The organism is Rhizobium leguminosarum bv. viciae (assembly GCF_012276115.1).
Lineage (GTDB): Bacteria > Pseudomonadota > Alphaproteobacteria > Rhizobiales > Rhizobiaceae > Rhizobium > Rhizobium leguminosarum_T.
Map to the genome: position 1 here is coordinate 48,324 of NZ_WIEU01000020.1, position 23,495 is coordinate 71,818.

Annotated in this window: 24 protein-coding genes and 1 pseudogene; 9 read left to right on the top strand and 16 right to left on the bottom strand. The window is 59.0% G+C overall.

The window, feature by feature from the left end; all coding sequences use genetic code 11:
• Nucleotides 1-47: 47 nt before the first annotated feature.
• Genes GFM02_RS27115 through GFM02_RS27140 form a run of 6 tightly spaced genes read right to left on the bottom strand, consistent with a single transcriptional unit; the run spans nt 48 to nt 3,226 of the window.
• A complete protein-coding gene (locus GFM02_RS27115; RefSeq protein ID WP_131639964.1) occupies nt 48-257 on the bottom strand; it encodes a hypothetical protein in 210 nt (69 codons plus the stop codon).
• The gene (locus GFM02_RS27120; protein ID WP_168323341.1) at nt 254-1,024 is read right to left on the bottom strand and encodes a hypothetical protein; all 771 of its coding nucleotides are present in this window, start codon (nt 1,022-1,024) and stop codon (nt 254-256) included. The genes GFM02_RS27115 and GFM02_RS27120 overlap by 4 nt, the downstream gene beginning before the upstream one ends.
• A complete protein-coding gene (locus tag GFM02_RS27125; protein ID WP_168323342.1) occupies nt 1,024-2,121 on the bottom strand; it encodes a Rieske 2Fe-2S domain-containing protein in 1,098 nt (365 codons plus the stop codon). The genes GFM02_RS27120 and GFM02_RS27125 overlap by 1 nt, the downstream gene beginning before the upstream one ends.
• Nucleotides 2,118-2,282 (bottom strand): hypothetical protein, encoded by a 165-nt coding sequence (locus tag GFM02_RS27130; protein WP_168306317.1) that lies wholly within the window; start codon nt 2,280-2,282, stop codon nt 2,118-2,120. Before GFM02_RS27130 ends, GFM02_RS27125 begins: the two co-directional genes overlap by 4 nt.
• Before the next feature lies 1 nt (nt 2,283).
• The gene (locus tag GFM02_RS27135) at nt 2,284-2,499 is read right to left on the bottom strand and encodes a hypothetical protein (protein WP_168267902.1); all 216 of its coding nucleotides are present in this window, start codon (nt 2,497-2,499) and stop codon (nt 2,284-2,286) included.
• 7 nt (nt 2,500-2,506) lie between these two features.
• Complete coding sequence (locus GFM02_RS27140) at nt 2,507-3,226, bottom strand: SDR family NAD(P)-dependent oxidoreductase (RefSeq protein ID WP_032999299.1); 720 nt, start codon at nt 3,224-3,226, stop codon at nt 2,507-2,509.
• A 253-nt stretch (nt 3,227-3,479) separates the two neighbouring features.
• On the opposite strand from GFM02_RS27140, the gene GFM02_RS27145 reads away from it, so the two are divergent.
• The 7 genes and pseudogenes from GFM02_RS27145 to GFM02_RS27170 all read left to right on the top strand — a co-directional run bounded on the left by GFM02_RS27145 (nt 3,480) and on the right by GFM02_RS27170 (nt 10,340).
• Complete coding sequence (locus GFM02_RS27145; protein WP_168323343.1) at nt 3,480-4,808, top strand: tetratricopeptide repeat protein; 1,329 nt, start codon at nt 3,480-3,482, stop codon at nt 4,806-4,808.
• A 27-nt stretch (nt 4,809-4,835) separates the two neighbouring features.
• Entirely contained in the window at nt 4,836-5,318 is a 483-nt protein-coding gene (locus GFM02_RS27150) for a hypothetical protein (RefSeq protein ID WP_168267899.1), read from the top strand.
• A gap of 206 nt (nt 5,319-5,524) precedes the next feature.
• Nucleotides 5,525-5,749, top strand: a pseudogene (locus GFM02_RS35620) (thiamine pyrophosphate-binding protein); the annotation flags it as partial.
• Between the two features lie 42 nt (nt 5,750-5,791).
• Nucleotides 5,792-7,069: a thiamine pyrophosphate-binding protein gene (locus GFM02_RS27155; RefSeq protein ID WP_348643997.1), complete on the top strand. Its 1,278-nt coding sequence runs from the start codon at nt 5,792-5,794 to the stop codon at nt 7,067-7,069.
• On the top strand, nt 7,041-8,198 hold the full coding sequence (locus GFM02_RS27160; RefSeq protein WP_020052533.1) for an OpgC family protein: 1,158 nt from the start codon (nt 7,041-7,043) through the stop codon (nt 8,196-8,198). The genes GFM02_RS27155 and GFM02_RS27160 overlap by 29 nt, the downstream gene beginning before the upstream one ends.
• Before the next feature lie 9 nt (nt 8,199-8,207).
• Nucleotides 8,208-9,419 carry a CaiB/BaiF CoA transferase family protein gene (locus tag GFM02_RS27165; RefSeq protein ID WP_168323345.1) on the top strand — a complete coding sequence of 404 codons (1,212 nt, stop codon included), beginning with the start codon at nt 8,208-8,210 and terminating at the stop codon, nt 9,417-9,419.
• Nucleotides 9,420-9,698: 279 nt separating this feature from the next.
• Nucleotides 9,699-10,340, top strand: a complete 642-nt coding sequence (locus GFM02_RS27170; protein WP_020052535.1) for a LysE family translocator — start codon at nt 9,699-9,701, stop codon at nt 10,338-10,340.
• A 270-nt stretch (nt 10,341-10,610) separates the two neighbouring features.
• Here GFM02_RS27170 and GFM02_RS27175 read toward each other — a convergent pair whose 3' ends face one another.
• From GFM02_RS27175 to GFM02_RS27205, 7 genes are all read right to left on the bottom strand, one after another.
• Nucleotides 10,611-12,041, bottom strand: a complete 1,431-nt coding sequence (locus tag GFM02_RS27175; RefSeq protein ID WP_168323346.1) for a pyridoxal phosphate-dependent decarboxylase family protein — start codon at nt 12,039-12,041, stop codon at nt 10,611-10,613.
• Between the two features lie 725 nt (nt 12,042-12,766).
• Nucleotides 12,767-13,225 carry a YHS domain-containing (seleno)protein gene (locus GFM02_RS27180; protein WP_168323347.1) on the bottom strand — a complete coding sequence of 153 codons (459 nt, stop codon included), beginning with the start codon at nt 13,223-13,225 and terminating at the stop codon, nt 12,767-12,769.
• A gap of 231 nt (nt 13,226-13,456) precedes the next feature.
• Nucleotides 13,457-14,329: a class I SAM-dependent methyltransferase gene (locus tag GFM02_RS27185; protein ID WP_246792407.1), complete on the bottom strand. Its 873-nt coding sequence runs from the start codon at nt 14,327-14,329 to the stop codon at nt 13,457-13,459.
• Between the two features lie 267 nt (nt 14,330-14,596).
• Nucleotides 14,597-15,052: a DoxX family protein gene (locus GFM02_RS27190; protein WP_168267888.1), complete on the bottom strand. Its 456-nt coding sequence runs from the start codon at nt 15,050-15,052 to the stop codon at nt 14,597-14,599.
• A gap of 65 nt (nt 15,053-15,117) precedes the next feature.
• On the bottom strand, nt 15,118-15,660 hold the full coding sequence (locus GFM02_RS27195; protein WP_168323348.1) for a hypothetical protein: 543 nt from the start codon (nt 15,658-15,660) through the stop codon (nt 15,118-15,120).
• Nucleotides 15,661-15,792: 132 nt separating this feature from the next.
• Complete coding sequence (locus tag GFM02_RS27200) at nt 15,793-16,602, bottom strand: alpha/beta hydrolase family esterase (RefSeq protein WP_168323349.1); 810 nt, start codon at nt 16,600-16,602, stop codon at nt 15,793-15,795.
• 1,080 nt (nt 16,603-17,682) lie between these two features.
• A complete protein-coding gene (locus GFM02_RS27205; protein ID WP_168306327.1) occupies nt 17,683-18,417 on the bottom strand; it encodes an SDR family NAD(P)-dependent oxidoreductase in 735 nt (244 codons plus the stop codon).
• A gap of 141 nt (nt 18,418-18,558) precedes the next feature.
• Between GFM02_RS27205 and GFM02_RS27210 the strand changes: the two genes are divergently transcribed.
• A complete protein-coding gene (locus GFM02_RS27210) occupies nt 18,559-19,137 on the top strand; it encodes a TetR/AcrR family transcriptional regulator (protein ID WP_168306328.1) in 579 nt (192 codons plus the stop codon).
• 186 nt (nt 19,138-19,323) lie between these two features.
• Here the strand turns inward: GFM02_RS27210 and GFM02_RS27215 are convergent, their stop codons facing one another.
• The 3 genes from GFM02_RS27215 to GFM02_RS27225 form a co-directional block, all read right to left on the bottom strand.
• Nucleotides 19,324-20,004: an NAD(P)H-dependent oxidoreductase gene (locus GFM02_RS27215; RefSeq protein WP_168323350.1), complete on the bottom strand. Its 681-nt coding sequence runs from the start codon at nt 20,002-20,004 to the stop codon at nt 19,324-19,326.
• 3 nt (nt 20,005-20,007) lie between these two features.
• Nucleotides 20,008-20,979 carry an alpha/beta fold hydrolase gene (locus tag GFM02_RS27220; protein ID WP_168323351.1) on the bottom strand — a complete coding sequence of 324 codons (972 nt, stop codon included), beginning with the start codon at nt 20,977-20,979 and terminating at the stop codon, nt 20,008-20,010.
• A 205-nt stretch (nt 20,980-21,184) separates the two neighbouring features.
• Nucleotides 21,185-21,973 (bottom strand): enoyl-CoA hydratase/isomerase family protein, encoded by a 789-nt coding sequence (locus tag GFM02_RS27225; protein ID WP_168323352.1) that lies wholly within the window; start codon nt 21,971-21,973, stop codon nt 21,185-21,187.
• A gap of 136 nt (nt 21,974-22,109) precedes the next feature.
• Here GFM02_RS27225 and GFM02_RS27230 point away from each other — a divergent pair, with 136 nt between their 5' ends.
• Complete coding sequence (locus tag GFM02_RS27230; RefSeq protein ID WP_168306332.1) at nt 22,110-23,342, top strand: TetR/AcrR family transcriptional regulator; 1,233 nt, start codon at nt 22,110-22,112, stop codon at nt 23,340-23,342.
• Nucleotides 23,343-23,495: the final 153 nt, after the last annotated feature.

Here is a 23,495-nt window from a genome sequence, read left to right on the forward strand (position 1 = left end):
ATACGGTCTAAAACTCAACCCTGTGTGGTTCAACCTTTGTCTGCTTTCTACTTCATCAGCCTCAGCGTCAGGCTGTTAAGGGCGGAGAGCAGTCCGATAACGGCAACCCCGAAGATCACGTAGCGCAGTTCTTCGAACGGGGTGCCGCTCAGATAGTCCAGACCATACTGCCATGCGAGGACGATCATGATGGTAGCAATCAGCGCCAGCAATAGACCGAACAGATGGCGCCAGAAGCCTCTCCCTTTCTGGGTCATGCTCCCGCCACCTCGCGGAAACTGTCGATCTTGAAAATCAGCAGATCGTCGCGGCGTTCGATATTACCTTCAAGCACCACCGGTAAACCGGTCTTGTCGAGCAAGGCCGCCGGCATCGGTCCCCCGTCCTTGGAGGCGAGAAGAAAGAAGATGTGGCCGTCCACGGGTGCAGTGGAAACGAAGACGGGTGGAACACCTCCAGAAATACACAGATTGGCGCAGGCCTTGTGCGCGAGGCCCGTCCCCGGCTTCATGGCGCCAGCACTGCATTTTCCATCGCAGATCTCGCCCGTCAAACGCCACCGACCGAGATTGTCCGGCACGGACGTGACCGGCAGGGCCGGCATGTGCGGATCGGCTGCTTTTAGGTCGTCTTCGCCGCCGATCAGCAGCATGACCAGGTCTCCACGCTTAACGAAGATGCCACCGGCCTGTGCGGTTTTGCCCGCAAGTGTCAGCGCCCTGTCGTCCACCCCGAACTTGCCCGAGCCCGCCAGCATGACAGCGCGCGCGGGCTTTTTGCCGTCGAAGGGAACACGAAGAATCGGATAGGGCTTTACCTCCATGGTGCCGATCAAATGCTCGCCGGAGAGCTCGTCGGCATAGCTGCCCGCGCCTGGACTTTCGGTATTCAGGGACAGCAACGCCGAAGTCGTCGCCATAGCGGCAATGAAGAACATGATGAACCCGATCATCAGCACCCTGACATCGGCTGGGACTTTCTTGAAGTAACCGACAAAAAATCCGCGTTCGACGGGCCTCAGCATCAAACCGTTCCTCCATTCTTCGGCGCGGCAGCCGCGGGAAGCAACTCCGCGGGCATGGCCAACGGCTCCAGCTTTGTGCCAAGAGGCAAAGGTTCCGGATCAACCAGAATGCTCGATCCCTCCAGGCGAAGGCGATATTTACGGATCCGCTCCCGGAACGGCGGTGGCGAACAACCGTCCTCGGGGCGATACTGATAGCCATGCCAGGGGCAGGTGATAAAGCCGATGACGACCTTGCCTTCGCCGATGGGGCCGTTCTGGTGCGAGCAGATATTGGATACGGCTGAAAGACCACCCTTTGAACGGAAGACGGCGATGCGCTCGCCGCCCGGTGCCACCCCGATGATCGCCCTGCCTTCGGCAATCTCGCTGACATCGCCGACGATCACCCAAGGCGCCTCGGTGGCCTTTCGCGCCGCGGCCGCGTCAGCCGATGTCTCCCGTCGACCTGCGACAAGGTGCAGGACGCACAGTGTCGCCAATCCGCCGAGCGACAAAAATGCCAAAGCAAGATCCCGGCGATCGATCAGAGCGCCGAGCGCCACATGCAGGATGACCGCAGCGTAGGCGAAGTAGACGCTCATGTGGATCGCCTTCCACACCGGCGGCGTCAGGAAGGAAAGCCAGAAATCGTGGCTCGTTACTGCAAGGACCGCCAGAATGACGAGCGCGAAGACGCCGAAGAGTTCGAAAGGAAAGCCGGCGATGCTCGTGAAGCTGGTATTGCTGGTGAAGAGCGCCGTGAGCTGTGGTGTTGGACTAAAGGAGAAATACCATCCGAGCACATAGTAGGCGTGCGTGGCTGCGATGATCGCGGTCATCACGCCAAAATGGCGGCGATTGTAGAGGAGCGGAACGAAACGGGCATCGATCCGCGCCAGTGGCCCGATTGCGAGGACGATGGTCAGCATCAACAGGGCCAGAGACCCGAAGGCGCGCATCCGCTGGATCGGCAGGTCGGTATCCCGCAGCGCAGAGGACATGACTGGGCCCAGCCGCAGGAAAATGAGGATGTAGATGAAGATCCCGGCCAGCATGACCGCGTCATAGATGATCTTGGTCTTGTTCCAGATGACCGGCTTGTAGGACACGCTCACGGTTGCTTATCCCCCTGTGCTGCAGTGGCATCAAGGCGCACAGCCGGCGCATCGGCCGGCAGTTTCGGGACGCTCGCGAAGATGACGACAAGCATGATCGGGATAACGACTGCAAGGCCTGTCCAGATCACTGTGTGAGCGCGACGGTGACGGCGCTGCATGCTAGGACTCTCCCCTGGAAAGTTTGGTCCACCGCCAGACGACCAGCGGCCAGAGAAGAACGAGCCCGGGGATAAGGAGCGGCCGGACTGCATAGGCGCCACGTGCTCCCGGATCGACCTTGTCGAATCCGAACAGCAGAAAGGCGGCGGCGACGGCAAGACCGATGCCGGCCCAAAGCATCAATCCTGCGGAGACGGGATCGGAGATCGAAACCATGGGACCCTCAGATGCGGCCGGTCGCCGGTATGGCCGCACCGGTGACGATGCCTGCTGCAGGCGAAATCAGGAACCCGATAAGCTTGGCGATATCCGTCGGCTGAACCCAGCTGTTCGTCTTCGCATTCGGCATCGCCGACCGGTTTTGCGGTGTGTCGATCGTGCCCGGCAAAATACAGTTGGCGGTAATGCGCTTGTCGCGGTTTTCCGCGGCGATCGCTTCCGTAAGCCGGATCACCGCCGCTTTCGATGCGGCATAGGCGGCTTGATTGGCGCCGGCCTTTAGTCCCGGCGCTGCCGCGACATGGACGATGCGGCCGTAGCCTGCCTGCTGCATCGGTTTCAGGACCGCCGCACTAATTGCATAAGCCGTTCTGGCGTTCATCTGAAACAACTGGTCCCACTGGTGCACGCCCGTCTCGTCGACCGGTCCTGTCTGGAAGCCGCCGACGGTATTGGCGAGCGCATCGAGCCGGCCAAATCTCGCGAGCGTTTTTTGAACCGCTTCCTGGCATGACGTCAAATCGGCGAGATCCATGCCGCCGATCAGCAGGATTTCGCTGCTGTCGGGCAGGCTATCTGCCAATTTTTCCAAGGCTTCCGAATTGTGCTCAACGCAGACGAGCCGCGCACCGTTCGCCGCAAGCTCCCTGACGACGGCGCTTCCAAGGTTTCCTGCTGCACCCGTAACCATGACAACGGTGCTTGTTCCTGTTGCTTCACTCATGATGGTCCCGCCCTTTCGAGTTGAGGCCGCCTGCAAAGGCTCGCCCGTAATTCGCGGCAGCACATGGTTTTGTTACACACGTTCTTAAAAAATTCCCGCCCGCTATGCGACGCCAGGAAATTTTGCTGTTGCTGCGAAAAAATTCGGGACCGGCTGTAACGAACCACCTGACGCGACCGTAAAGGTCTCTGTCGGACGAAGGGTAATGGGATCTCGAAGGTTCCGATCGGCGTCCTCCTGAAGGAGCAAACGAATGAAGCGCGATGCTTACGGTCTCATGACCAGCACTGACAGCAACGAGGCACAACGAGCATTCGAGAATGCCGTCTTTGGTCTGGCAGCGCATCGGCCAAGTACTGGTGTAGCCATCCAGTCAACTTTGGCAGCCGACCCCCATCATGTTGCCGGCCATGCGCTGAAGGGCTTTGCAAATCTGATATTGGCGCGGTCGGAGCTCTACGAACCGGCTGCCAAGGCACTTGTTGATGCGCAGGCAGCGCTGGTGGTCAGAGACGGAGGAACCGGTGACGAGCGCACCCTTGTGAAAGCACTGGAGGCCGCCGTCGAAGGCTCGTTTTCGCGTGCGACGGATATTCTCGACGATGGTTTTGAGGATCGGTCGGTGACGTTCCTGCCCTTTAAGATTTCGCAGGCTCTGCGTTTCATGCTTGGAGATGCCCGCGGCATGCTACGGGCCAGCACGCGTGCAGTCGCCCGCCTTGACACCAGCACGACGGCGAAGGGCTTTATTCTTGGTTGCCACGCGTTTTCGCTTGAAGAGCATGGTCGGTATGCCGAGGCGCTTGCCGCGGGACAGCTTGCGGTTACTCTGCAGCCCGATGATTCCTGGGGCCTTCACGCCGTCTCGCATGTCTTCGAGATGCGTGGCGATACGGAAGAAGGCATTGACTGGCTCGAGGCGAACCGCAAGGCCTGGTCGCGCTGCAACAATTTCTCCTTCCATATGGCCTGGCATCTCGGTCTGCTACACCTGGAACGCGGCGATCATGATCGGGTGCTGCAGATCTACGACGACGACGTTCGCCCACAGCAAACCGACGATTTCCGAGACATGGCGAATGCTGTCTCGCTCCTGTGGCGGATGGAGCAATCGGGAGCTCATGTCGGTGATCGCTGGACCGATCTGGCAGAAATAGCCCATCGTCGAAAGGCGGACACGACCTTGATTTTTGCAGCTCTGCATAATCTTGCCGCCATGGTTGCCGTTGGCGACCGCGATGGGGCTGTGGAGCTTGTATCGCATATAGAAGCCAAGGCGCTTGGCGCGGATGACCAGGGCCGCGTCGCCGCCGAGATCGGTGTACCGATGGCGCGCGTTCTCACGGGTCTCCATGCTCCAGCGGACCGCTACATGCTCGAACGCATGGTGGCGAACCTGCCGAAGATCGGCGGCAGCAACGCACAGCGCGACTTTTTCGTCCTCGCGCTCGCCAGGGCGATGGCGACCGACGGCAACAATGTCGGTGTTTCGCGTATCGGCCAGATTCGCCAGCGGCTGAAGGCCGACGACCGATTATTCAAATCCATCGAACATTCGGTTGGCATGAGTTTATCCGCCTGATCTCACCTCAAAGAAAGGAAAAACACGATGTCCATGATGGAAATGCAAAAGACAAGCGTCTTCCCTGAAATTCAACCGAGCCTCGGCCGGACGATTATTATTTCCGGCCTTGCCGCCAATATTACCTGGGAAATCTGGGCACGGCTGATCACGCCACTGTGGGTTGGCGGACCACTGGAGCCCGCTGCTCTCGTTCAATCGGTGTTCGGGTTCAACAATTTGTTGCTGGCCGAAGCGATCCACGCGATCGTGGGCATCGTTTTTTATCCGATCGGCTACCTGTTCATCGCCCGGCCGTTGCAGCGGCTGATCATCCCCAAGCTGCCATTACTATTGACGGGTATCGGCTTCGGCATCGGTCTTTGGATCTTCGCCCTTTACGTCATGGCACACCTGTTTGGCGGCCAACCGGCATTTCTCGGTTTTGTCACTCTCACCTGGGCATCTCTGATCGGCCACATGCTGTTTGGTACGGTTGTCGCGTTCGTCGTCCGCCGCCTGGAACGCTAGACCCGTTGTGGGACTAGGCCTGCCCGGTCCGTGAGCCACCGGGCAGGTTTTCTAACTGTGCAAGGTTTTTCCAGTGAACGCTGAGCACAGCCCACTTCACCAGATTCGAGAGATTGATCGTGACCACCGAAAGCTTCGTAACGCCGAGAGTTGCCGACATCGTCGCCAGGACGCTTCATGCCCATGGCGTCCGTCATGCTTTCGGCATGCCGGGCGGAGAAGTGGTCACGCTGATAGACGGCCTGGAGGCCTCAGGCATCGCCTTTCACCTTGCACGCCACGAAACCGCGGCAGCGATCATGGCGGCAGGCGCGAGCGCGATGACGCAAAACCCGGAACTTCTCGTGACGACCGTGGGCCCGGGCCTTGCCAATGCGGTCAACGGCATCGCCGATGCTGCCCAGGAGCGCGTCCCCTTGATCGTCATATCCGGCATTGTCGACCGTCCGACCCGCGCGCGTTACACCCATCAGGTGATCGACCATGCGCAGTTGCTGCGACCGCTGGTCAAGGCTTCTTTCGAAATCGAGCCTGAGAGCGCTGCCTCCGCGGTCGCTCGTGCACTCGCGCTTGCCATGACGGAGCCGATGGGTCCCGTCCATCTCGACCTGTCTCCGGCGACGGCTGCCGCGGTCTCGCCAACCTTGAATGTCATTTCGCCTCCGAAGCTTCTGAAACCCTCGGTAACAATGACGGATCCGGCCGTTCATACACTTGCCGAGAGGATTGGCCGGGCGCAACGACCGCTTTTTATCGCTGGTCTTGACGCCGTGCGAGATCATGCCGGTCCGGCACTTCAGCACCTGGTCGAAAAAATTGGCGCACCGGTTATCACAACCTATAAGGCCAAGGGCATCATCCCCGAGAACCACCCTCTGTCGCTTGGCGCCGCCGGATTGTCGCCGCTGGCGGATCAAATTCTTCTGAACCTGGTCCGGGATTCTGATCTGGTCCTGTCAATTGGGTATGACCCAATCGAAATGCGGCTCGGCTGGCTGGATTTCGTCGGAGATCCAGCAAAGCTAGTGGAGATTTTCGATACTGCCCCGGACCACGGCATGCATCATGCCGGAACCAGAATCCAGGCTGCACCTTGCTCGTTTCTACAGGCGCTGGCCGATATTCACGCGGGGCCTAAGACCTGGACGGCTGGCCAACCCGCCGCCGTGAAAAACGAACTTGCCCGTTTATTCGCAAGCAATGGCAGTTGGGGACCGCACGCAATAATCGAGGCCCTCAATGCCGTCGCCGGTCAGGAAGCAATCGTCACCGTCGACAGCGGAGCGCATCGCATTCTCCTGTCGCAGAAATGGGTTGCGCCACGGGCCATGTCATTGCTGCAATCGGCGGGCTTTTGCACCATGAACGCCGCCTTGCCGCTTGCGATCGGCGCCAAGGTCGCCGATCCATCACGTCCGGTTTTCGCCGTGATGGGCGACGGCGGTCTTGAGATGGGAATCGGCGAACTGGCTACGCTACGCGATCTTAATCTGCCTATCACCATCGTGCTTTTTCAGGATCGCAGCCTGGCGTTGATTGCTCTGAAGCAGGCATCCGCCGGTCTGAAACCGGCCGGCGTCACGCTCGGCGAAACTGACTTTGCCGCCGTCGCGCGAGGTTTCGGCGGTTATGGTTTCAATGTGGAGAATTGTGATGACTTCCGTAACGAGCTTGAGGCAGCCCGCGAGCGCGAAGGCTTCACCCTCATCGCCTGCAAATTCGATGCAAGCGCCTACGACGGCGCCTTCTGAGGCCAACCAAGCGACAGGTTCAGCCCCTCAGAAGGTCAAGCGCCCCCGTGATCCGCGGCTCGACTTTTTCCGTGGTGTCGGCATGCTGATTATTCTTTTGGCCCATATCCCAAACAACGGATGGGCGCTGTGGATTCCGGCGCGCTTCGGTTTTTCCGACGCCACGGAAATGTTCGTCTTCCAGTCGGGAATGGCCTCGGCCATCGCCTTCGGCTCGACCTTCGACCGCAGCGGCGCACTTGTCCTCATCGCCCGCGTTGCACAGCGGATCTGGCAGATCTTCTGGGCCCATATTGCTGTCTTTATCGTCGTCGCCGCCATCATGGTTGTTGCCGGAACCCGTTATGACGGCGTCACCTATGTCGACAGCCTGAACCTCGTGCCCTTCATGGAGGACCCCGGCAACCTCCTCGTCGGTTTGCTGACGCTGACTTACGTGCCGAATTATTTCGATATCCTGCCGATGTACATCGTCATCCTGGCGCTGATGCCGATGATGGTCTTCGCGTCGAAAATTCAGCGATTCCTGCCGTTTGCGCTCATGACAGCGTTGTGGCTGGCGACGCAGTTCGGCTTCACGGGGCTGCCCGCCGAGCCCTGGTCGGATCGTCCGTGGTTCTTTAACCCCTTAGGATGGCAGTTGCTGTTTTTCACTGGTTTCTTCCTGATGCGCGGCAGCCTTCCAGCTCCCGGCTTCGATCGCAGGTTGATGGCGCTCGCGATTGCCGTCGTGATCCTGACTGTGCCTTTTGCCTGGGTACGGTTCCACGATGCGCATCCAGCCTTCCAAATGGCCGCTACCACGCTTTTCCCCCTCACCGACAAGACCGATTTCGGCCTGCTGCGCTTCGTTCATTTCATGGCGCTCTGCTACATCGCCGTACATCTCGTCGGTAAGAAAGGCTCCCGGCTGCGCGGCCCTGCCGTGCGCGTTCTGACGGTGGTTGGCCAGCAATCGCTCGCCGTCTTCATCACCGGTATCGTGATTGCCCAGCCGATCGGTATCGCGCTCGATCATGCCGGTCGCACCACTTCTGCAGAGGCAATTGGAAACCTGATTGGCTTCGGCGTGCTTGTAGGAACCGCCTATCTCGTACGCTGGTTCAAGAGTTCCCCCTGGAAATCGTGAGAATCCCGAATGTCCGACCATCAAAAACCCGCCAGTCTCGAAGGTCTGCGTATTCTCGACCTGTCGCGGATTCTCGCTGGACCAACCTGCACGCAGCTGCTCGCCGATCTCGGTGCCGATGTCATCAAGGTCGAGCGGCCTGATATTGGCGACGACACCCGCAGTTGGGGGCCGCCCTTCGTGCCGGATGCCGACGGTGGCGACAGTGATCTCAGCGCGTATTTCCTGTCGGCCAACCGCAACAAGCGATCGATAGCCATCGATCTCGCCAGCGATGAAGGGGTTGCGCTTGTCGAGCGACTGGCGGCTGTCTCGGACGTGGTGATCGAAAACTACAAGCCGGGCGATCTTGACCGCCGCGGACTCGGCTATGAGGATATTCGCAAGATCAAGCCGGATATCGTCTGGTGTGCGATATCCGGTTTCGGCCAGATCGGACCCTATGCCGAGAGAACCGGCTATGATTTTCTCGTCCAGGCGATGGGCGGCATCATGAGCATCACTGGCGAAAGCGATACGGCCGGTGGCCGGCCCCTCAAGGTCGGCCTTGGCATCGCCGACGTGATGTGCGGCATGTATGCGACCGTCGGCATCCTCGCCGCTCTCCGCCATCGCGACCGCACGGGCGAAGGCCAGTATATCGATCTGGCGCTTTATGACAGCCAAGTTGCCTGGCTTATCAATGCCGCGACGAACCATCTGGTTTCGGGAAAGGTGCCAGGGCGGATCGGCAACCGGCATCCCAACATCGCTCCCTACCAGACCTTCGCAACGGCTGCTGGAGACATCGCCATCGCAGTCGGAAACGATCGGCAGTTCGCCCGCTTCTGTACGGCGATCGGCCGTCCTGATCTGGCGGACGACGAGCGGTTTCGCCATAACCGTGATCGCGTTGTAAATATCGATGCACTGGACCCGCTTGTGACCGAGGCCCTAAAAGCCGATACCGCCGAACGCTGGGAGCAGCGGCTTGTCGCTGCCGAAATCCCCGCAGGCCGGGTCGCCACGATCGATCAGGTCGTGGCCAATCCGCATACCTTGGCGCGCGAAATGGTGATGACCATGGAAACCGTAGACGGACAAACCGTCCGCCTCCTCGGCAATCCGCTGAAGATGTCTGCAACTCCGGTTCGCTTTGATCGGGCGCCGCCGCATGTCGATCAGGACAGGGACGATATCCTCCGGGAGCTCACGAGGCTCGAAGCCACGCGCGGAACTTAAATCGTCGTGGGCTCGCCCGTCAGGGTATGCGGTCCCGATACCAAAACGCTGCACCTGGTCTCTATCACCCACCTGCTCTTCGAACGACGAGTACCGCTGTTCAGCCAAATCGACGCCTATCAGCCATCATCGCGTCAAGAAGCGCAAACAGCGGGCACGCCGCAACGATCGATGATCGCTTTAAGAATACGCAGTGATAGTTTTGTGCCAGTCCCATGGCCTATCGTCGTTTTTCCGACGAATGTATTTCTAAAACGGCAAGTTTATCAGAGGATAGATATGACATATACTGAAAATCTTTGGCTTTTCTTTTCACTTCTATTCGGCATTGTCATCGTTCCAGGCGTGGATATGATTTTCGTACTGGCAAACGCGCTGACACATGGTCGATCCGCGGGTCTTTTCGCCACGGCCGGTATCATCGTTGGCAGCCTCGTGCATTCCCTATTTGCGGCTCTGGGCGTCGGCCTCTTTGCCAGCCTCATGCCTGTGCTGTTTCGGCCGCTTCTGATCGTCGGTGCGCTTTATATGGCCTGGATAGGGTTCACTCTGATGCGGAGTTCGATCACCGTCGACCAAGTCCGCGCGACAGATGCCCGCTCGAATGGGGAGGCGTTTCGCCGCGGCATCGTATCCTGCCTGATGAATCCGAAGGCGTATCTGTTCATGCTGGCAGTCTACCCGCAGTTTCTGCGTCCTGATTTCGGCCCGCTTGCGCCACAGGCTGCGGTCATGGCTGCGATGACAGCCGCAACTCTCTTATTCGTCTATGGCGGACTGTCTGTGGCTGCGGGTCGGGCGCGAGAAGTTCTCGTTGGCAACGGTACTGCAACGATCTGGGTCGGGCGGGCCGCAGGCCTGCTTCTGATCCTCGTTTCGCTTGTAACTCTTTGGGAAGGCGTCTCGGGCGGCACCCGATAATGAGACAAGTCATCGGAGTCCGTCACGGCGGGACGGAGCAGCGCAAGATATCCGCAAGACCGGGCCGAAAGTCGAGACAACCGAGCCGAATACATGCGTGCCAAATCCAGAGGAGCTCCCCGTGATGGCGAATTGCTGCTGCTCGGGATCGCCTGATGCGGGCGGTGTGGCTACAAACGGCAGGAGGTTGGCTAACCCCGTCGAAGTTATCATCCGTAAAAAGCTCATTCGTCCCGAGGGTTCCGCCAATGCCACCACCTCTCCGGCCGTTCACGAAAATTCCGGGACGAGTGCGGCAGCCGCTTCCTGTATCGCCTGCCAGACCATTTCTATATCGCTCGCAGCCGTCGTTATTGTGCCGATCGAGACGCGGACCATCCAATGCCCGGCCGCCGTTGCCGGCGTGATATAGGCCTGGCCCGAGGTATTGACCGCGTGCGCCCAGGCGCGAGTGAAATCATCGAGACGGTCGGACGCCACAGACTTCGGCCGATAAACAATACAGACGGTCTGCAGAACGACGGGCACGATAATCTCCCAATCAGGGGTGGCTTCCACCTTCGACCGAAGATCCTGAGCCAGGCTAATGTCTCGCCGCAACCTGGCTTGCAACCCTGATACGCCCTGTTCGCGTATGGCGAACCACAGTTTCAAAGCCCTGAACCTTCGTCCCAAGGGAATACCGGTGTTGCGTAGGTTACGCACTTTTTCGTCGGCACTCGATTGAAGGAAGCTCGGATCGGCAGACATCACCCGAAGCAGATGAGGCTCGTCTCGGACGAAATAGAGCGAGCAATCAAAAGGGACTCCCAGCCACTTGTGCGCGTTTATAACCACGCTGTCTGCGTCCTCGATACCGTCCCACATCCAACGCAACTCCGGCAGGATCATCGCGTTTCCGGCCATGGCTGCATCAACGTGGAGCCACAAGCCGTGTCTGCGTGCGATGTCAGCGACGCTGGATAACGGATCGATGGACACGGTGGCGGTCCCACCGACGGCCGCGACGATCGCACAGGGAGTGGATCCGGAGCGGATATCCGCGGCGATGGCATGCTCGAGCGCCGAAGGATGCATCGCGAAATTGGGGTCGGTATCAACCATGCGGACATTCTCACGACCGAATCCCGCCAGCAGTGCCGCTTTTTCCACCGACGAATGGGCGCTCGCCGACGTGTAGATTGTGAGTGGCCGGTGTTCAGCTTGCAGGCCGCGCCGCGCAAGAGAAAATCTTGTCGTCCTCTCCCGAGCACAAAGCAAAGCGACCAAAGTGCTCGTTGATGCCGTGTCGTTGATAACGCCAAACCACGCCGACGATAGACCAACCATTTGCCTGAACCAGTCGACCGTAACCTCCTCGATCTCAGTCACCGCGGGCGATGACTGCCAGGATAAACCTAGCACCCCCAGGCCACTGCTCACCAGATCGCCCAGAATACCCGAGCCAAGGGAGTTAGAGGGGAAGTAGCCAAAGAACCGTGGGTGTTGCCAATGCGAAATATTCGGAAGAACGACCTTGTCGAGATCAGCGATTATCTGGTCAAAACCCTCAGCTTCTGCCGGCGGTACGGCAGGAAGCATCGCTTTGACATCACCCGGCCGTGTCCCAGGTTGGACCGGATAGTTAGATATCTTCGCATGATAGTCCGCGAGCCAGTCAATGATTTCATGACCTCTCTGCCGGAATTCTTCGGGTGTCATGTAGATCTCCTGCTTGTGCTTAAAAATTCGTGATGTAATTGCGAGCTTTCGAAAATGTATCTCACGCGACTCCGTATGTTCATCGCCTTGGAAGAGCCAGTATCAGTCGTGCCCAGGTGCCTGATCCGCTTGCACTCAAAACAACCATGCGACGATAGAAAACTCGTGAGAGTTGGCACAATGCCTGATCCTGCACAAAACCTGCCTGTTCCTGCTGTAGCGGGGTCTAGCGCGGCCGGGCGTCCTACTACTTACTCCCACGCCCCAAAGCCGTCCGTAGGTCTTCTTGTAGCTCGAGGGTCCAACAAAGCGCATAGGAGATTCCGTAGCGACACAACTAGTCGCGAAATTGAAGCACGGTCTGTCATGATATGCACTTGTCGTTTTGCATTTAATCGCAAGACTCCGCGTGCAATAATTTCAACAAGATAGCGCGGCACCTAGATTGAGATTGGGCACTTAATTTGAGATTCTGGTTTCGATTCCGGCACTTCATGTGAGATTCGCCGCCGTGGAAAAGATGGCCGCCGACGGATAAGCCTCATCAGAAAACGCCAAAAATTAGAAAAGGTTATTTCCGAATTGGTAGGCGTCAAGGCGCCGAAAAAGACCAGAATCTCAAATTAGGCGCCATCACCCGCCGAAACGGGCGCATTCTTACGATTAAATGCCAAACGACACTATCCGCAACGATGCGAATAGGTGATTCATGTCGGCATCGGGACTTACGGATCAGGTTGTACCCTGACCTTACCCCAGTTTGCGTTGGCCTTTTTGATATACCCGCTGACGTCCTGCCTCCACGTCTTGAGGACGCTGTCATTGTAATTGAGATAGAGCTTCTTATCGACCACGGTAAAGGCTTGGGGTTCGGTTGACGCCTTGTGGCCCTGCGCCGTTCCAAAGGCACAGTAGCCGCCATACTGCGGAGCAAAATGCCCGGGGTTGGCGGTGAATGCATCGCGGTGTGCGGCGGATGCAAAGTGGAACGTCGCGCCTTGGTAAGTTGCCGCGTATTTGTTCGACCCTTTCACCGGCTTGTGGTCGGTGAAATAGGCGACGGGATCATAGCCGTTGATGGCCACACCATTGGTCGTAAAAATCTCGGCGGAATAGCCGGCAGAGGCGAAGGAAAGCGTGAGAGCCGCTGCAAGCGGCAGAATGGGACGTAATGAGATCGTCATGGTGTTATCCTTCTGTTGAACGAAAGCGACCTGCCTTCTTCGTCACGGGATGCGTAGACGTTACATTCAGGCTGTTCACACCTTTGTGTGGAGAGGGATGGACCGATTGCACACCCGTCGCCAGTTCGGGACAGACAGCCATGTCATGCAGTTGGTCCAACGGGCCAATTCCTTACGCGCCAGGAGTTCGAAACAGTCTGCGCAACCTTTGCGACGAATTCGAATGAGTGATCACTGTCTCGTTCCCACTGCCAGAACCGCAGTCGAGCGCAGCACAACCCGGTTGTCCGTGGCAATCCGGTCGACCACCGTTAAGATCGCGTCATCCACCCTGCGACGTTCATTGTCATCGAGCGTGACATAAGCGCCCATGTAGCCGTGCAATTCCCGAACGTCGTCAAGATAGGACTGGCCAGCAGGACCTTCCCAGACGACCTCGATCTCTTCGATCTCGAGCGCAGAGAGTCCTGCTCCCTTGAGCTCCGCGCCCAGTCGGCCCGGGTCCGCAAGCGTTGTGAAACCTTCGGGCGGCGCCGGCGGTGCCATATTCGGGTAAACGGCACGAAGCGCTTCCACCATAACAAGGAAGGGGCCACCACCAGGCAGCTTGCGCCACGTCGCGACGCATGCTTTGCCGCCCGTGCGGGTCACGCGAACTTGTTCCGCAAGCCCTCGCCGCCAGTCAGGAAAGATGCTGGCGCCAATCAGCGAGAAAGTCGCGTCAAAGGCTTCGTCCTCCAAGGCGAGCATCTGCCCGTCCATCAGGCGGGCAGTGCTTGCCGGGAACGGAGCGAGACGTTGCGACAGTAGGTTCACCATGCCGGGCGCATTGTCGACGGCGAGCACCGCCGCGCCACGCAGCGCCGCAGGTACGCTCAGCGCTCCCGCCCCGGCTGCAATGTCGAGAACCTGCGTTCCCCATCTAACGTCTCCGACACGGTCCAGCGCGGCAGCGGCGATCTGGCCTGTGTTGCGGTTCGCCGTCATCTCATAGACACGTGCGAAGTCGTCCGTCATGTGGGGATGTTCGACCGTTGGCTCCGCCCGAGGAATCCAGGTTGATTCCGCATCATTTTTTACCGTCGACCTGTCTGAATTCTGCATCTTAAACTCCCTCATGTGGAACAATCAATTCATCGGTTCACGCATTGATCGACGCTGGCTACTCAGTTTGATAACAGTCCGTCGCCAAGGCCATTGGTCTTTCCAGCTCCCGGATTTTGCGGTCCTTCTCGGATACTTCCCTGATCATCTGCTCCATGCGGGCGTCGGCCGTGCGCGATATCTCCCAGAGGGCAGGGCGGCGATGATCAGCCGTGACATGACATGAGCCTGGGAACGTGAAGGGGAGCGTTGACGACCTTCGGGTCCTCAGTCGCGGTCGACGAGGATCTTGCTGGCCAGCGCCGCGTTCTGGTCGCGATGCGCCCAGGCTACCATCACGCTCAGCGCGAAGAGCACGATCGCGGGGACGGGCGAGCCCGGCAGCACGAAGAGATGGGTCAAGGTGGCGCCGACCATGATCGCGGCGAGCAGAAGCGCACCGAGCGAGGCCGCAGCCGGGACGAGTAGCGCGGCCGCGCCGATCAACTCGAGTGTTCCGGTGAAATACCGAAACCACTGCCCGAGCCCGATCTGCTCGAAGTTTTGAACCAACATCGGCAGGCCGTAGAGGTTGGCGCTGCCGGCGGCGATGAAGGTCGCAGCAAGGAGAAGCTTGACGCTCCACAGTCCGATTTGACGCCAGCGCGGTGCGGGCTGCTCTGCCCGGGGGATCCAGGTTGATTCCGCCTCATTCTTTATCGTCGGCCTGTCTGAATTCTGCATGGTAAACTCCCTCATATGGAACAATCAATTCTACGACTGCGTACGCATCTGTCTGAACATCAGGTTCATTGCGAACACATTGAGAGCGCCGCCTTCCCTTCCAGCTCCCGGATTTTGCGATCTTTCTCGGAAGCTTCCCTGATCATTTGCTGCATGCGGGCGTCAGGTGCGCGCGAGATCTCCCAGAAGGCCACGGTGAAAATCACAGGTACGGTGGCGGCATCTTTATCGTCGGTAGCCAGCAAGTGATCTGACCGCTGCGATGCGACGCGTCCCCAAAGCTTGAGAGTGCATTCGGCGCCTGCATCGCAGCGGATGAAGGCTTCCACCGCCGCTTCGCGTCGAACAACGGTTCGGCGAAACGCCGTGCTTTCGACGTGCGCGCGAAACGTGGATCCATCGATGACATGGGGAAGCATCGCAACACTCGAGACGGTCTCGAACACAATCCCAGGGCGTATCCGCGAATAATCGATCGCCAACTCCCGCTGCGCCTGAACCAGATGAGCAATGCTCGGAGTAATCGTCTGCCCCCAGACGGCCGCGCCCTCTCCGAAGTGATGAACGATAGCATGGCCGATATTTGGACATGTGATTGACTGCAGCATGAGGGTGTTCCTTTGTAATCCTCGAACGATCCGTCAGCATCGCGTCGGACCAGGTTTTGCGACCTTGCTGCCTGCTAATTCGTGGGAATGCAGGCGGTTGTTACAAAGGATCTTCTTTTTTTGCAGCCCGGCTCACTTGGGAAAACCCATCGCTGTCAGGCCAGCGTCGAGCATATCGGACCGGGCCTCGTGGCCACCGTTGTGGATGCACATGATACTGTCGCCCCGAATGCAGTCCGGTACATCGTCGCACTCGATGCTATCCAGCGTGACTTTCTTCGCAGCCTTCATTTCGCATTTGGCGCGCTCACGCAGAATGGCCAAGCTCTTGAGAGCATCGCCCTGATGGAATTCGGTGCCAATCGCCCGACCGGCGAGCGGAAATGTCTGATCCGCGGTCCCATGAAAATGTACCATTGGAGGAAGATCGGCAACGCAGTCCTCCGGTTTTGGAAGAGGATTCCAGAACACGCCGGAGAAAGTCACCATCGCCGCGGTTTTCTCCCCCTGCTGGCAGGCGGTGTACCAAGCCATCGATGCGCCGATGGAAAAACCACCGATCACCGTCCGGTCCGGGGTAAAACCGTAGCGTTGCCGCAGGTCATCAAAGACATTCGTGATGAACGCCTTTTCATCGCGACCCTGGTTGGGACCGTGGGCAAAAGACCAACTCCCGTCGATGCCATCGACGGCTACATAGGCCAGATGATGCGCGAGCGTCATCTCGACCAGGGAGCGTTGCTGCATCTGCAACCTGGCGGAACTTTTGAAACCATGGAAATAGACAAAGACGCCGCGAATGTCGCCATCTTGCGGCAGCTCGATCCGATAGTTTCCGTCCTTGACCGTACAAGCAGTCTGCGCTCCGCAGAGCATTGCGGAAGAAACAGTAAGAGGCATGACGGCGATGAGGAGCAGAGCAGCGAGCGGGCATGTGCGCATGAAGGGTATCACCGGTGTTTATAATGAGAAGTCTGCCAGAGTCCTGGTGGGTGGTGAGCAGTTTGCGCAAGGCATATTGCAATAGCGTGCGAGCGCAGCAGACGGGGTCACGTCTGGGAATTTTTTTTGGACGTTGCCGGAAGGGAAATGCGCTCCTTTTTGCATAGGGGAGTAAGGACGCTTCGACCTGTCCTGTGGGCGAGCGCAGCGAGATTGGTGCCCATAAATTGTTCCTTCAAGTTGCGGTGAATTTGCGCACGGCCCAAAAAGGTTCCGGCCCCCCGGTGATCGGGAAGGAGGTAGGAAGACCGAGTCACAGCAGATATTTCGCACTCGGGTCTCTGATTGTTACATCGGACCGTAAAAATAATGAGGACGTTCGGGCGGAATTTTGGTCGATGGGCTGAACGGCGACGCCGCGGCCGTGCGGTATCGTCGCGTTCGCTCGTTCCTATCGATGCTTCATGCGCTGCTCTGACAACCATATCGAAAATCTGGTGCAACCTGCGCTTCTGCCTTGGCGACGTCCTTCGCGATGTTCGCGACGGATGGGTTGTCGCCTGAGCCCAGACGATTCGTGCTTCGCGAAGTTCAGGGCAAACTCAGCCGGCGTTCTGGCTTCCATGAGGAACTTGAGGACAACGTCATCGGCCTTTGCTGCCCCTTCGCCTTCGGGTCCATGAAGACCAACGGCTGGAGGGCGGCCTCAATCAGCGTAAGCGAGCGCACGGCGTGCCGGCGGCGGGCAGCCGCGAGCAACGCGCCAGCTCATAATACTTTCCGATCCGTGTTGATATTGATTCCCCAGCACTCAACGGAGCTGGGGTTATCCGTTTCGCTGCATGGCGATCTTCGCATATACGTCCCGACGTCAACGACTTCCGCGCGGCCGGACTGTGACCGTTCAGCGCGGAAGTCGTCCACCATGGACACGCTAGAGCAGGATGCAATTAAGAGGAATCGGACATCATGCTCTAAGTTTTTGTTTTTAACGCATGATCTTATCCGAAAAGTCTGCAATTTTTCGGGATCATGCTCTAGTTCCCGCCGGTCAGCCGCTTCCGGTGATCCGGCGCGAATTCAGATGGCCGAGAAGCCACCGTCGACAGACAACTCCACCCCATTCACGAAGCTCGAATCGTCTGAAGCAAGAAACAGCGCGACCGCCGCAATTTCCTCGGGACGACCCATCTTTCCGCGCGGGATCAGGGATTCGAACATCTGCTTCGCCTCCTCGGTGAGAACCTGGTCCTGCATTGGCGTGGCGATCGGCCCCGGGTGCAGCACGTTCACCCGGATATTCCTGCCCTTGAGTTCGTTGAGCCATCCGCGTGCGAATGCGTGCAGCGCCGCCTTGCTCGCCGCATACACGCTGTAACCAGGAAAACCCTTGATCGAAGCAACTGACCCGGTCATGAAGATCGATCCGCCATCGTTGAACAGCGGTAACGCCTTCTGAACCGTAAACAGCGTGCCGCGCGTATTCAGGCCGAAGGTCGCATCGAAATGCTGCTCGGTAATCTCGCCCAGTGGGACGCTTTCGCCTGTGCCGGCGCTCGCATACAGGATGTCGATCTTGCCCTTTTCCCGCTTGACCGTGTCGAACAGGCGGTCGAGGTCGTCGAGATTGGACGCGTCGCCGCGCACGCCGGTTACGTTCCGGCCGATCAGCTTGACGGCCTCGTCGAGCGCCTCCTGCCTTCGGCCCGTGATGAAAACATAGGCGCCTTCTTCAACGAACCGCCTGGCGCTCGCCAGCGCCAAGCCGCTCGATCCACCCGTGATGACTGCAACCTTACCTTCAAGCTTTCCCATGACTACTCCTTATCGTCGTGTTGGACAGCGCCTGTTGCCATTTACCTACATGCACTGTATTGCATGGATCACTGATCCGTTTTGGCAATCGGATCGCCGATCCACATATATGGATCACTGATCCGATTATCAAGGCAGTCCATGCGAGCCGACGCAGAAAAAAATCGCAGCCAAATTCTCACGGTCGCGCGTGACGTCGTCACCGACCATGGTACCGACGCGTCGATGCGCGATATTGCCCGCCGCGCCGGCGTCGGCTTGGCCACACTGCTTCGTCATTTCCCGACGCGAGAAGCCCTGTTCGAAGCGTTGCTGTGTACCAATCTGGACGCACTTACGCAGAAGGCAGACGAACTCGGAGCATCGACCTCGGCTGACGAAGCACTTCTCTCCTGGTTTCGAGAATTGGTGGCATTCACCCAAAGCTACAGGGGCGTTGTCGCCATGATGGCGGCCGCCCACGCGAACCCGGACTCCCCTCTTTATGCTTCTTGCGCAGCGGTGCACGCAGCGGGCGCGCGACTACTTCTCCATGCTCAGGGCGAGGGAACGGCGCGCGCCGATATGAGTGGGGACGACCTGTTCGCCCTGATAACGGCTCTCGGCTGGGCGGTCGACCAACCCTCATTCGCGCCGCGGGCAGATCATCTCGTTCACCTCATTACGAGCGCCATCCTGACAAGCCCTTCAAGCAACGATGCCAAGCAGGCAGCGTGTTGAATCAGATCAGCAATCGGATGATCGAAGTTACTTTTCGGAATCATCCCGGATGGGCGTGAAACGTCGCGATGTGGGCACAAGGAGACTCGCGCACTGTTCGCACGCGTTGTTCCGCGATTACCGGTGCGGGCAACGTCGGTGCCCACGCTGATGCTCCGCACCGTGGCATGCGCCTGTCCTTCTTTGTCACGCTTGCCCCGGCTCAGACGCCAGCGGTTTTGTAAGGCGCGTCGCCAGCTGTTCTCCCGCTTGCTTAGCGGCAGCGTGCGCCTGCTTAAGATTAGACGCCGCGAGGTCCCGCAACGAGGCCATAGCGGGATTAACATCAGCGAGGGTCAGCTCGACATCGATGAGTTGAAGGTCCAATCCCCAGTTGTCTTCGAAGATGCGTCTAAGCCAGGGCGTCGCGTGGTCCCAGCCTTCCTTCGGCATGCCAGGGCCGTACGCGCCGCCACGCGCTGAGATCAGATAGGCGGGACGTTTCGAGATCGGCGACGCCACCTTAACGGTGAAACGCCGTTCGGTGACCAGAAGGTCAATCCACGCCTTTGCGTGTTGCGAAACAGCGTAATTGTAGAGCGGAACCGAAAAAATGAAGGCATCTGCTGCCAGCATCTCATCGGCCAATTTGGTTGCCAGCGCTGCCGCCTCCACCTCCTCCGTCGTGCGTTCGCTGAGGGCCTTTGGACCAGCCTGCACGGCACGGGCCCAAGCTGTTGCAGGCAGGGGTGAAAGGCCAACGTCCCGCCTCACGACATCCAGCTCTGCCAGTTGCGTTCGGATAGAGTCCTCGAGCGTTGAAGCTAGAGCGCGGCTTTGAGAGCCGACGGCACGAATGCTTGCATCCAAACGAAAAATCGTCGTCACGGCTCAAGCCTTCTTCTTCTTGAGAAAGGCGACCAGCGCCTCATTCACTGCCTCAGACGCCTCGAGCTGTGGCCAGTGCCCGACGCCCTCAAGTGGTAAGAACCCCTGGAGGTTTGGCACGGCCGGCTTGAGATCTTCCTCGTTCAAAGCTCGCATCTTAACCATGCTGTCTGCTGTGCCATACGCAAAGAAGGCTGGCTGTCGGATCTTCGCCCCGGCAAATGCTTTTGCTTGGTCGAAATAGGGCTGCATGCCGCGATAGATATTCAGTGGGCCGTGGAAGCCATCACGCTGGAAGCCTGCGATCATCGTCTCGGCGTCCTCGCGGTCAGCGAAGGGCGGGATGCCGATCGGGGATGGCCGGTGCATATCTTTGCTTGGGTCCATCGGACCCCATGCTTCGGAAGCATGGGGCAACCCCGACATCCAATAGAGAGCGCCCGGGAAAGTCGTGGCCGCATCCGCCCACTCCTGGTCGGCCTCCGGCTTCATGTGGCGGAACATATAAAAGGCTCCCTCCTTGCCGGCGGCCTTCAACATTTCGAGCATGCTAGGCCCCGCAGCCGGTAGCACCGGAGGGACGCTGAGGCCGAAGACCGCGTCAAACAGATCCGGACGCATCACCGCCGCGTTCCAGCTCACCGTCGCACCGAAGTCGTGGCCGACCAGGCTAGCGCGCTCGATCCCGAGTTCCGTGAGGATGCCGACAAGGTCTCCGACATGGTAGAGAACCGTGTAAAGCGCGGCGTCTTCAGGCTTGGAGCTATCGCCATAGCCACGCGTATCGAACGATATCGCGCGGTAACCCGCGGCCGCGACTGCCGCCATCTGCCGGCGCCAGCCCCGCCATCCGTCAGGAAAGCCGTGGATGAACAGCACAGCCGGGCCCTCGCCTTCCTCGACAACGTTCAGCTTGACGCCATTGGTTCCTACAAAGGTCTGCTTCAGCGATTTATTCCGATCCACGAAAGTCATCTTTCATACTCCATTTGAATTGTGAAATTGACGCACGCGATGCGGCGACCGCTGAGATCGATCTGTGAAGTATACAGCTCGATAATAGTTCGCGTGCGATCGAGATGGTTTTCGGGTTACTTTGAACTCTCTGTCATCCGTCTCGGAGTCAGTCGCAGACTAACCGCTGCCTGACTCCGAGAATTGATGTCAGCACCGGATCGAGTTACTTCCCTGCGAACTGGATCTTCGGGATCGGCTCATGTTTCCTTACAGCCGCGACTGCAATGGCCATTCCCTCCGCGCCGTCCTTGGTGTCGAGGATGCCAGCGCTGAGCTGGGTGGAGATGATGTCGGCAGCCGAAACGCCACCGGTAGCCCAAGTGCGAATAAGCGTACGCGCCTTGCCGTAAGCGAGGGTCGGTCCTGTCGCGAGATGCTGCACGAGTTCGTCGGAGACCCCCTCCAACTCGCCGTCAGGCGCTGAATGGGTTGCGATACCCAGATCGACCGCGACCTTTCCGAAAACCGGTTCCGAAAGCAGAACGAGGCGCGTGGCGTGTGCTTTACCGACGCGATTGGCGAGGCGTTGCGCGCCGCCGGCCATGGGGACACCGCCGACCGACACCTCTGGGAGGGCAAGCATTGCCGACTCTGCGACGACCAGGAAATCGAACGCCAGGAGCAGTTCGAAACCGCCGCCCAAGGCCATCCCTGCTACCGAAGCAACCGTCGGGATGGGCAGTTCCTCGATCAGGCGGACCGAAGCCAGGATGTCGGCCGCAAACGCTTCGAGAAATTTCGAGCCCTTGTCACCGATGGCGCCCAGATCGTCTGCCACGGCGATGTTGCCGGACACGGACGTCAAGTGAAGGACGCGGATGTCGCTTGCATATGCCTGGCGAACGGCGGCCCGCAGCGACGAGGGAAAGTCGGACCCTGGCTCGCTGTCTGCATCAACGAGCAAGATCAGTTTGCCCACCGCACCTTGTTGCTCGAAGCGGAACGAACTCATGTTTTACCTCCTGGTTTGCTGACTATCTAGCCAGGCAGGCCTAACACCTGCTACAAAATGGCCCGTGTCTCACGTCGCGATTGGCGGATGACCAAAGCCTGTTATGTTATGTACGTTACAGAATGGAGTGCTGTCAATGGCCCGCCCCCGCGCGTTCGAAGAAAGCGAAGTGCTAGATCGCGCGGCGGACGTCTTCGGTCGCCGGGGCTACGACGGCTCAACCATGGCGGAACTGACGGCCGCAATGGGCTTGAACTCTCCCAGCATCTACGCGGCTTTCGGAAGCAAGCGCGGGCTTTTCGACGCCGTTCTCGGCCGCTGTAGTGCGCGCGAGGACGAGCACTGGGAGTGGGCGCTCACAGCCCCCACGGCCGAAGAAGTCGTCAAGCGCTTGCTGACGACCTCGCCAGCGCAGGAGTCCAGCCGCATACTCGTTCATGCGGGCTTGGCGATGGGCAGTGAGAATGCCGACATTCCCGCTGCCCTGCTTCATCGCCGCCAATCGGCAGAACTGAAACTGCGAGACCGGTTCGAAGAGGCGAAACGGAGTGGCGAACTCCCTGTGGACGCTGATGCCTCAGGGCTGGCGAGCTATGTGACGTCGGTTCTCGGCGGCCTCGCCATGAAAGCCGCCGGCGGCGCGCCGCACGACGACTTGCGAGAGGGTGCCGAACAGGCGATGGCGGCCTGGCGGGCGATCAGCGACGTTGCGGCCGCCGCGAGCGCTTCAACGAGGGGGGCGGCACCGGCAGGCGAGTTAGGCCGCGACCCGCGAAGGTTCAGCGCCGACACAGCGCTCGATGCTGCCATGAAGGTCTTTTGGACCAAGGGTTTCGCGGGCGCGTCGCTGAATGATCTGACCGAGGCGATGGGAATCACTCGACCCAGTCTCTACGCCGCATTCGGCAACAAAGAAGCATTGTTTTTCAAGGCCCTCGACCTCTATCAGTCACTTCGTAAAGACTACCTAACTGAAGCGCTCCAAGCTCCGACGGCGCGAGGCGTTTTCGAAGCGCTGCTCAGGGGAGCGCTACGCGATCAACAGGCAGAGGGGCAACCGCGTGGCTGCCTCATGGTTCTCAACGCAATGCAAGGCGGTGATGAGGCGCAGCCCATTCGCAACGAAGTCCTCAGGCGTCAGGCCATCGGGCGCGACGTGCTCGCGGCCCGGTTTGAGCGGGCCAAACGCGACGGCGACCTGTTGCCGACCGTCAATGTCGAAGGTCTCGTGCGCTTTGTCCAATCCCTGATGCACGGCATCCTCATGCAGGGAGGGGCCGGCGCAAACCAACGTGAGCTTGAGGCGTTGGTTGAAAGCAGCTTGGCTATGTGGACCGCATCCGCTCAATTACCGGTCAGTAAAGATTAGGCAAAGCTAATCTTCAGAGATCTTTACCGATCGGTATGGCGATCTTCTCTCGGGCGTGCCGTGGTTGGATGTCCTAGACGACGCCTGCCCCTTGAGACCGCCCGTCCGATTTGCACGCTATGATGCGATATTCCCGCACGCAGCGCTGTGGGG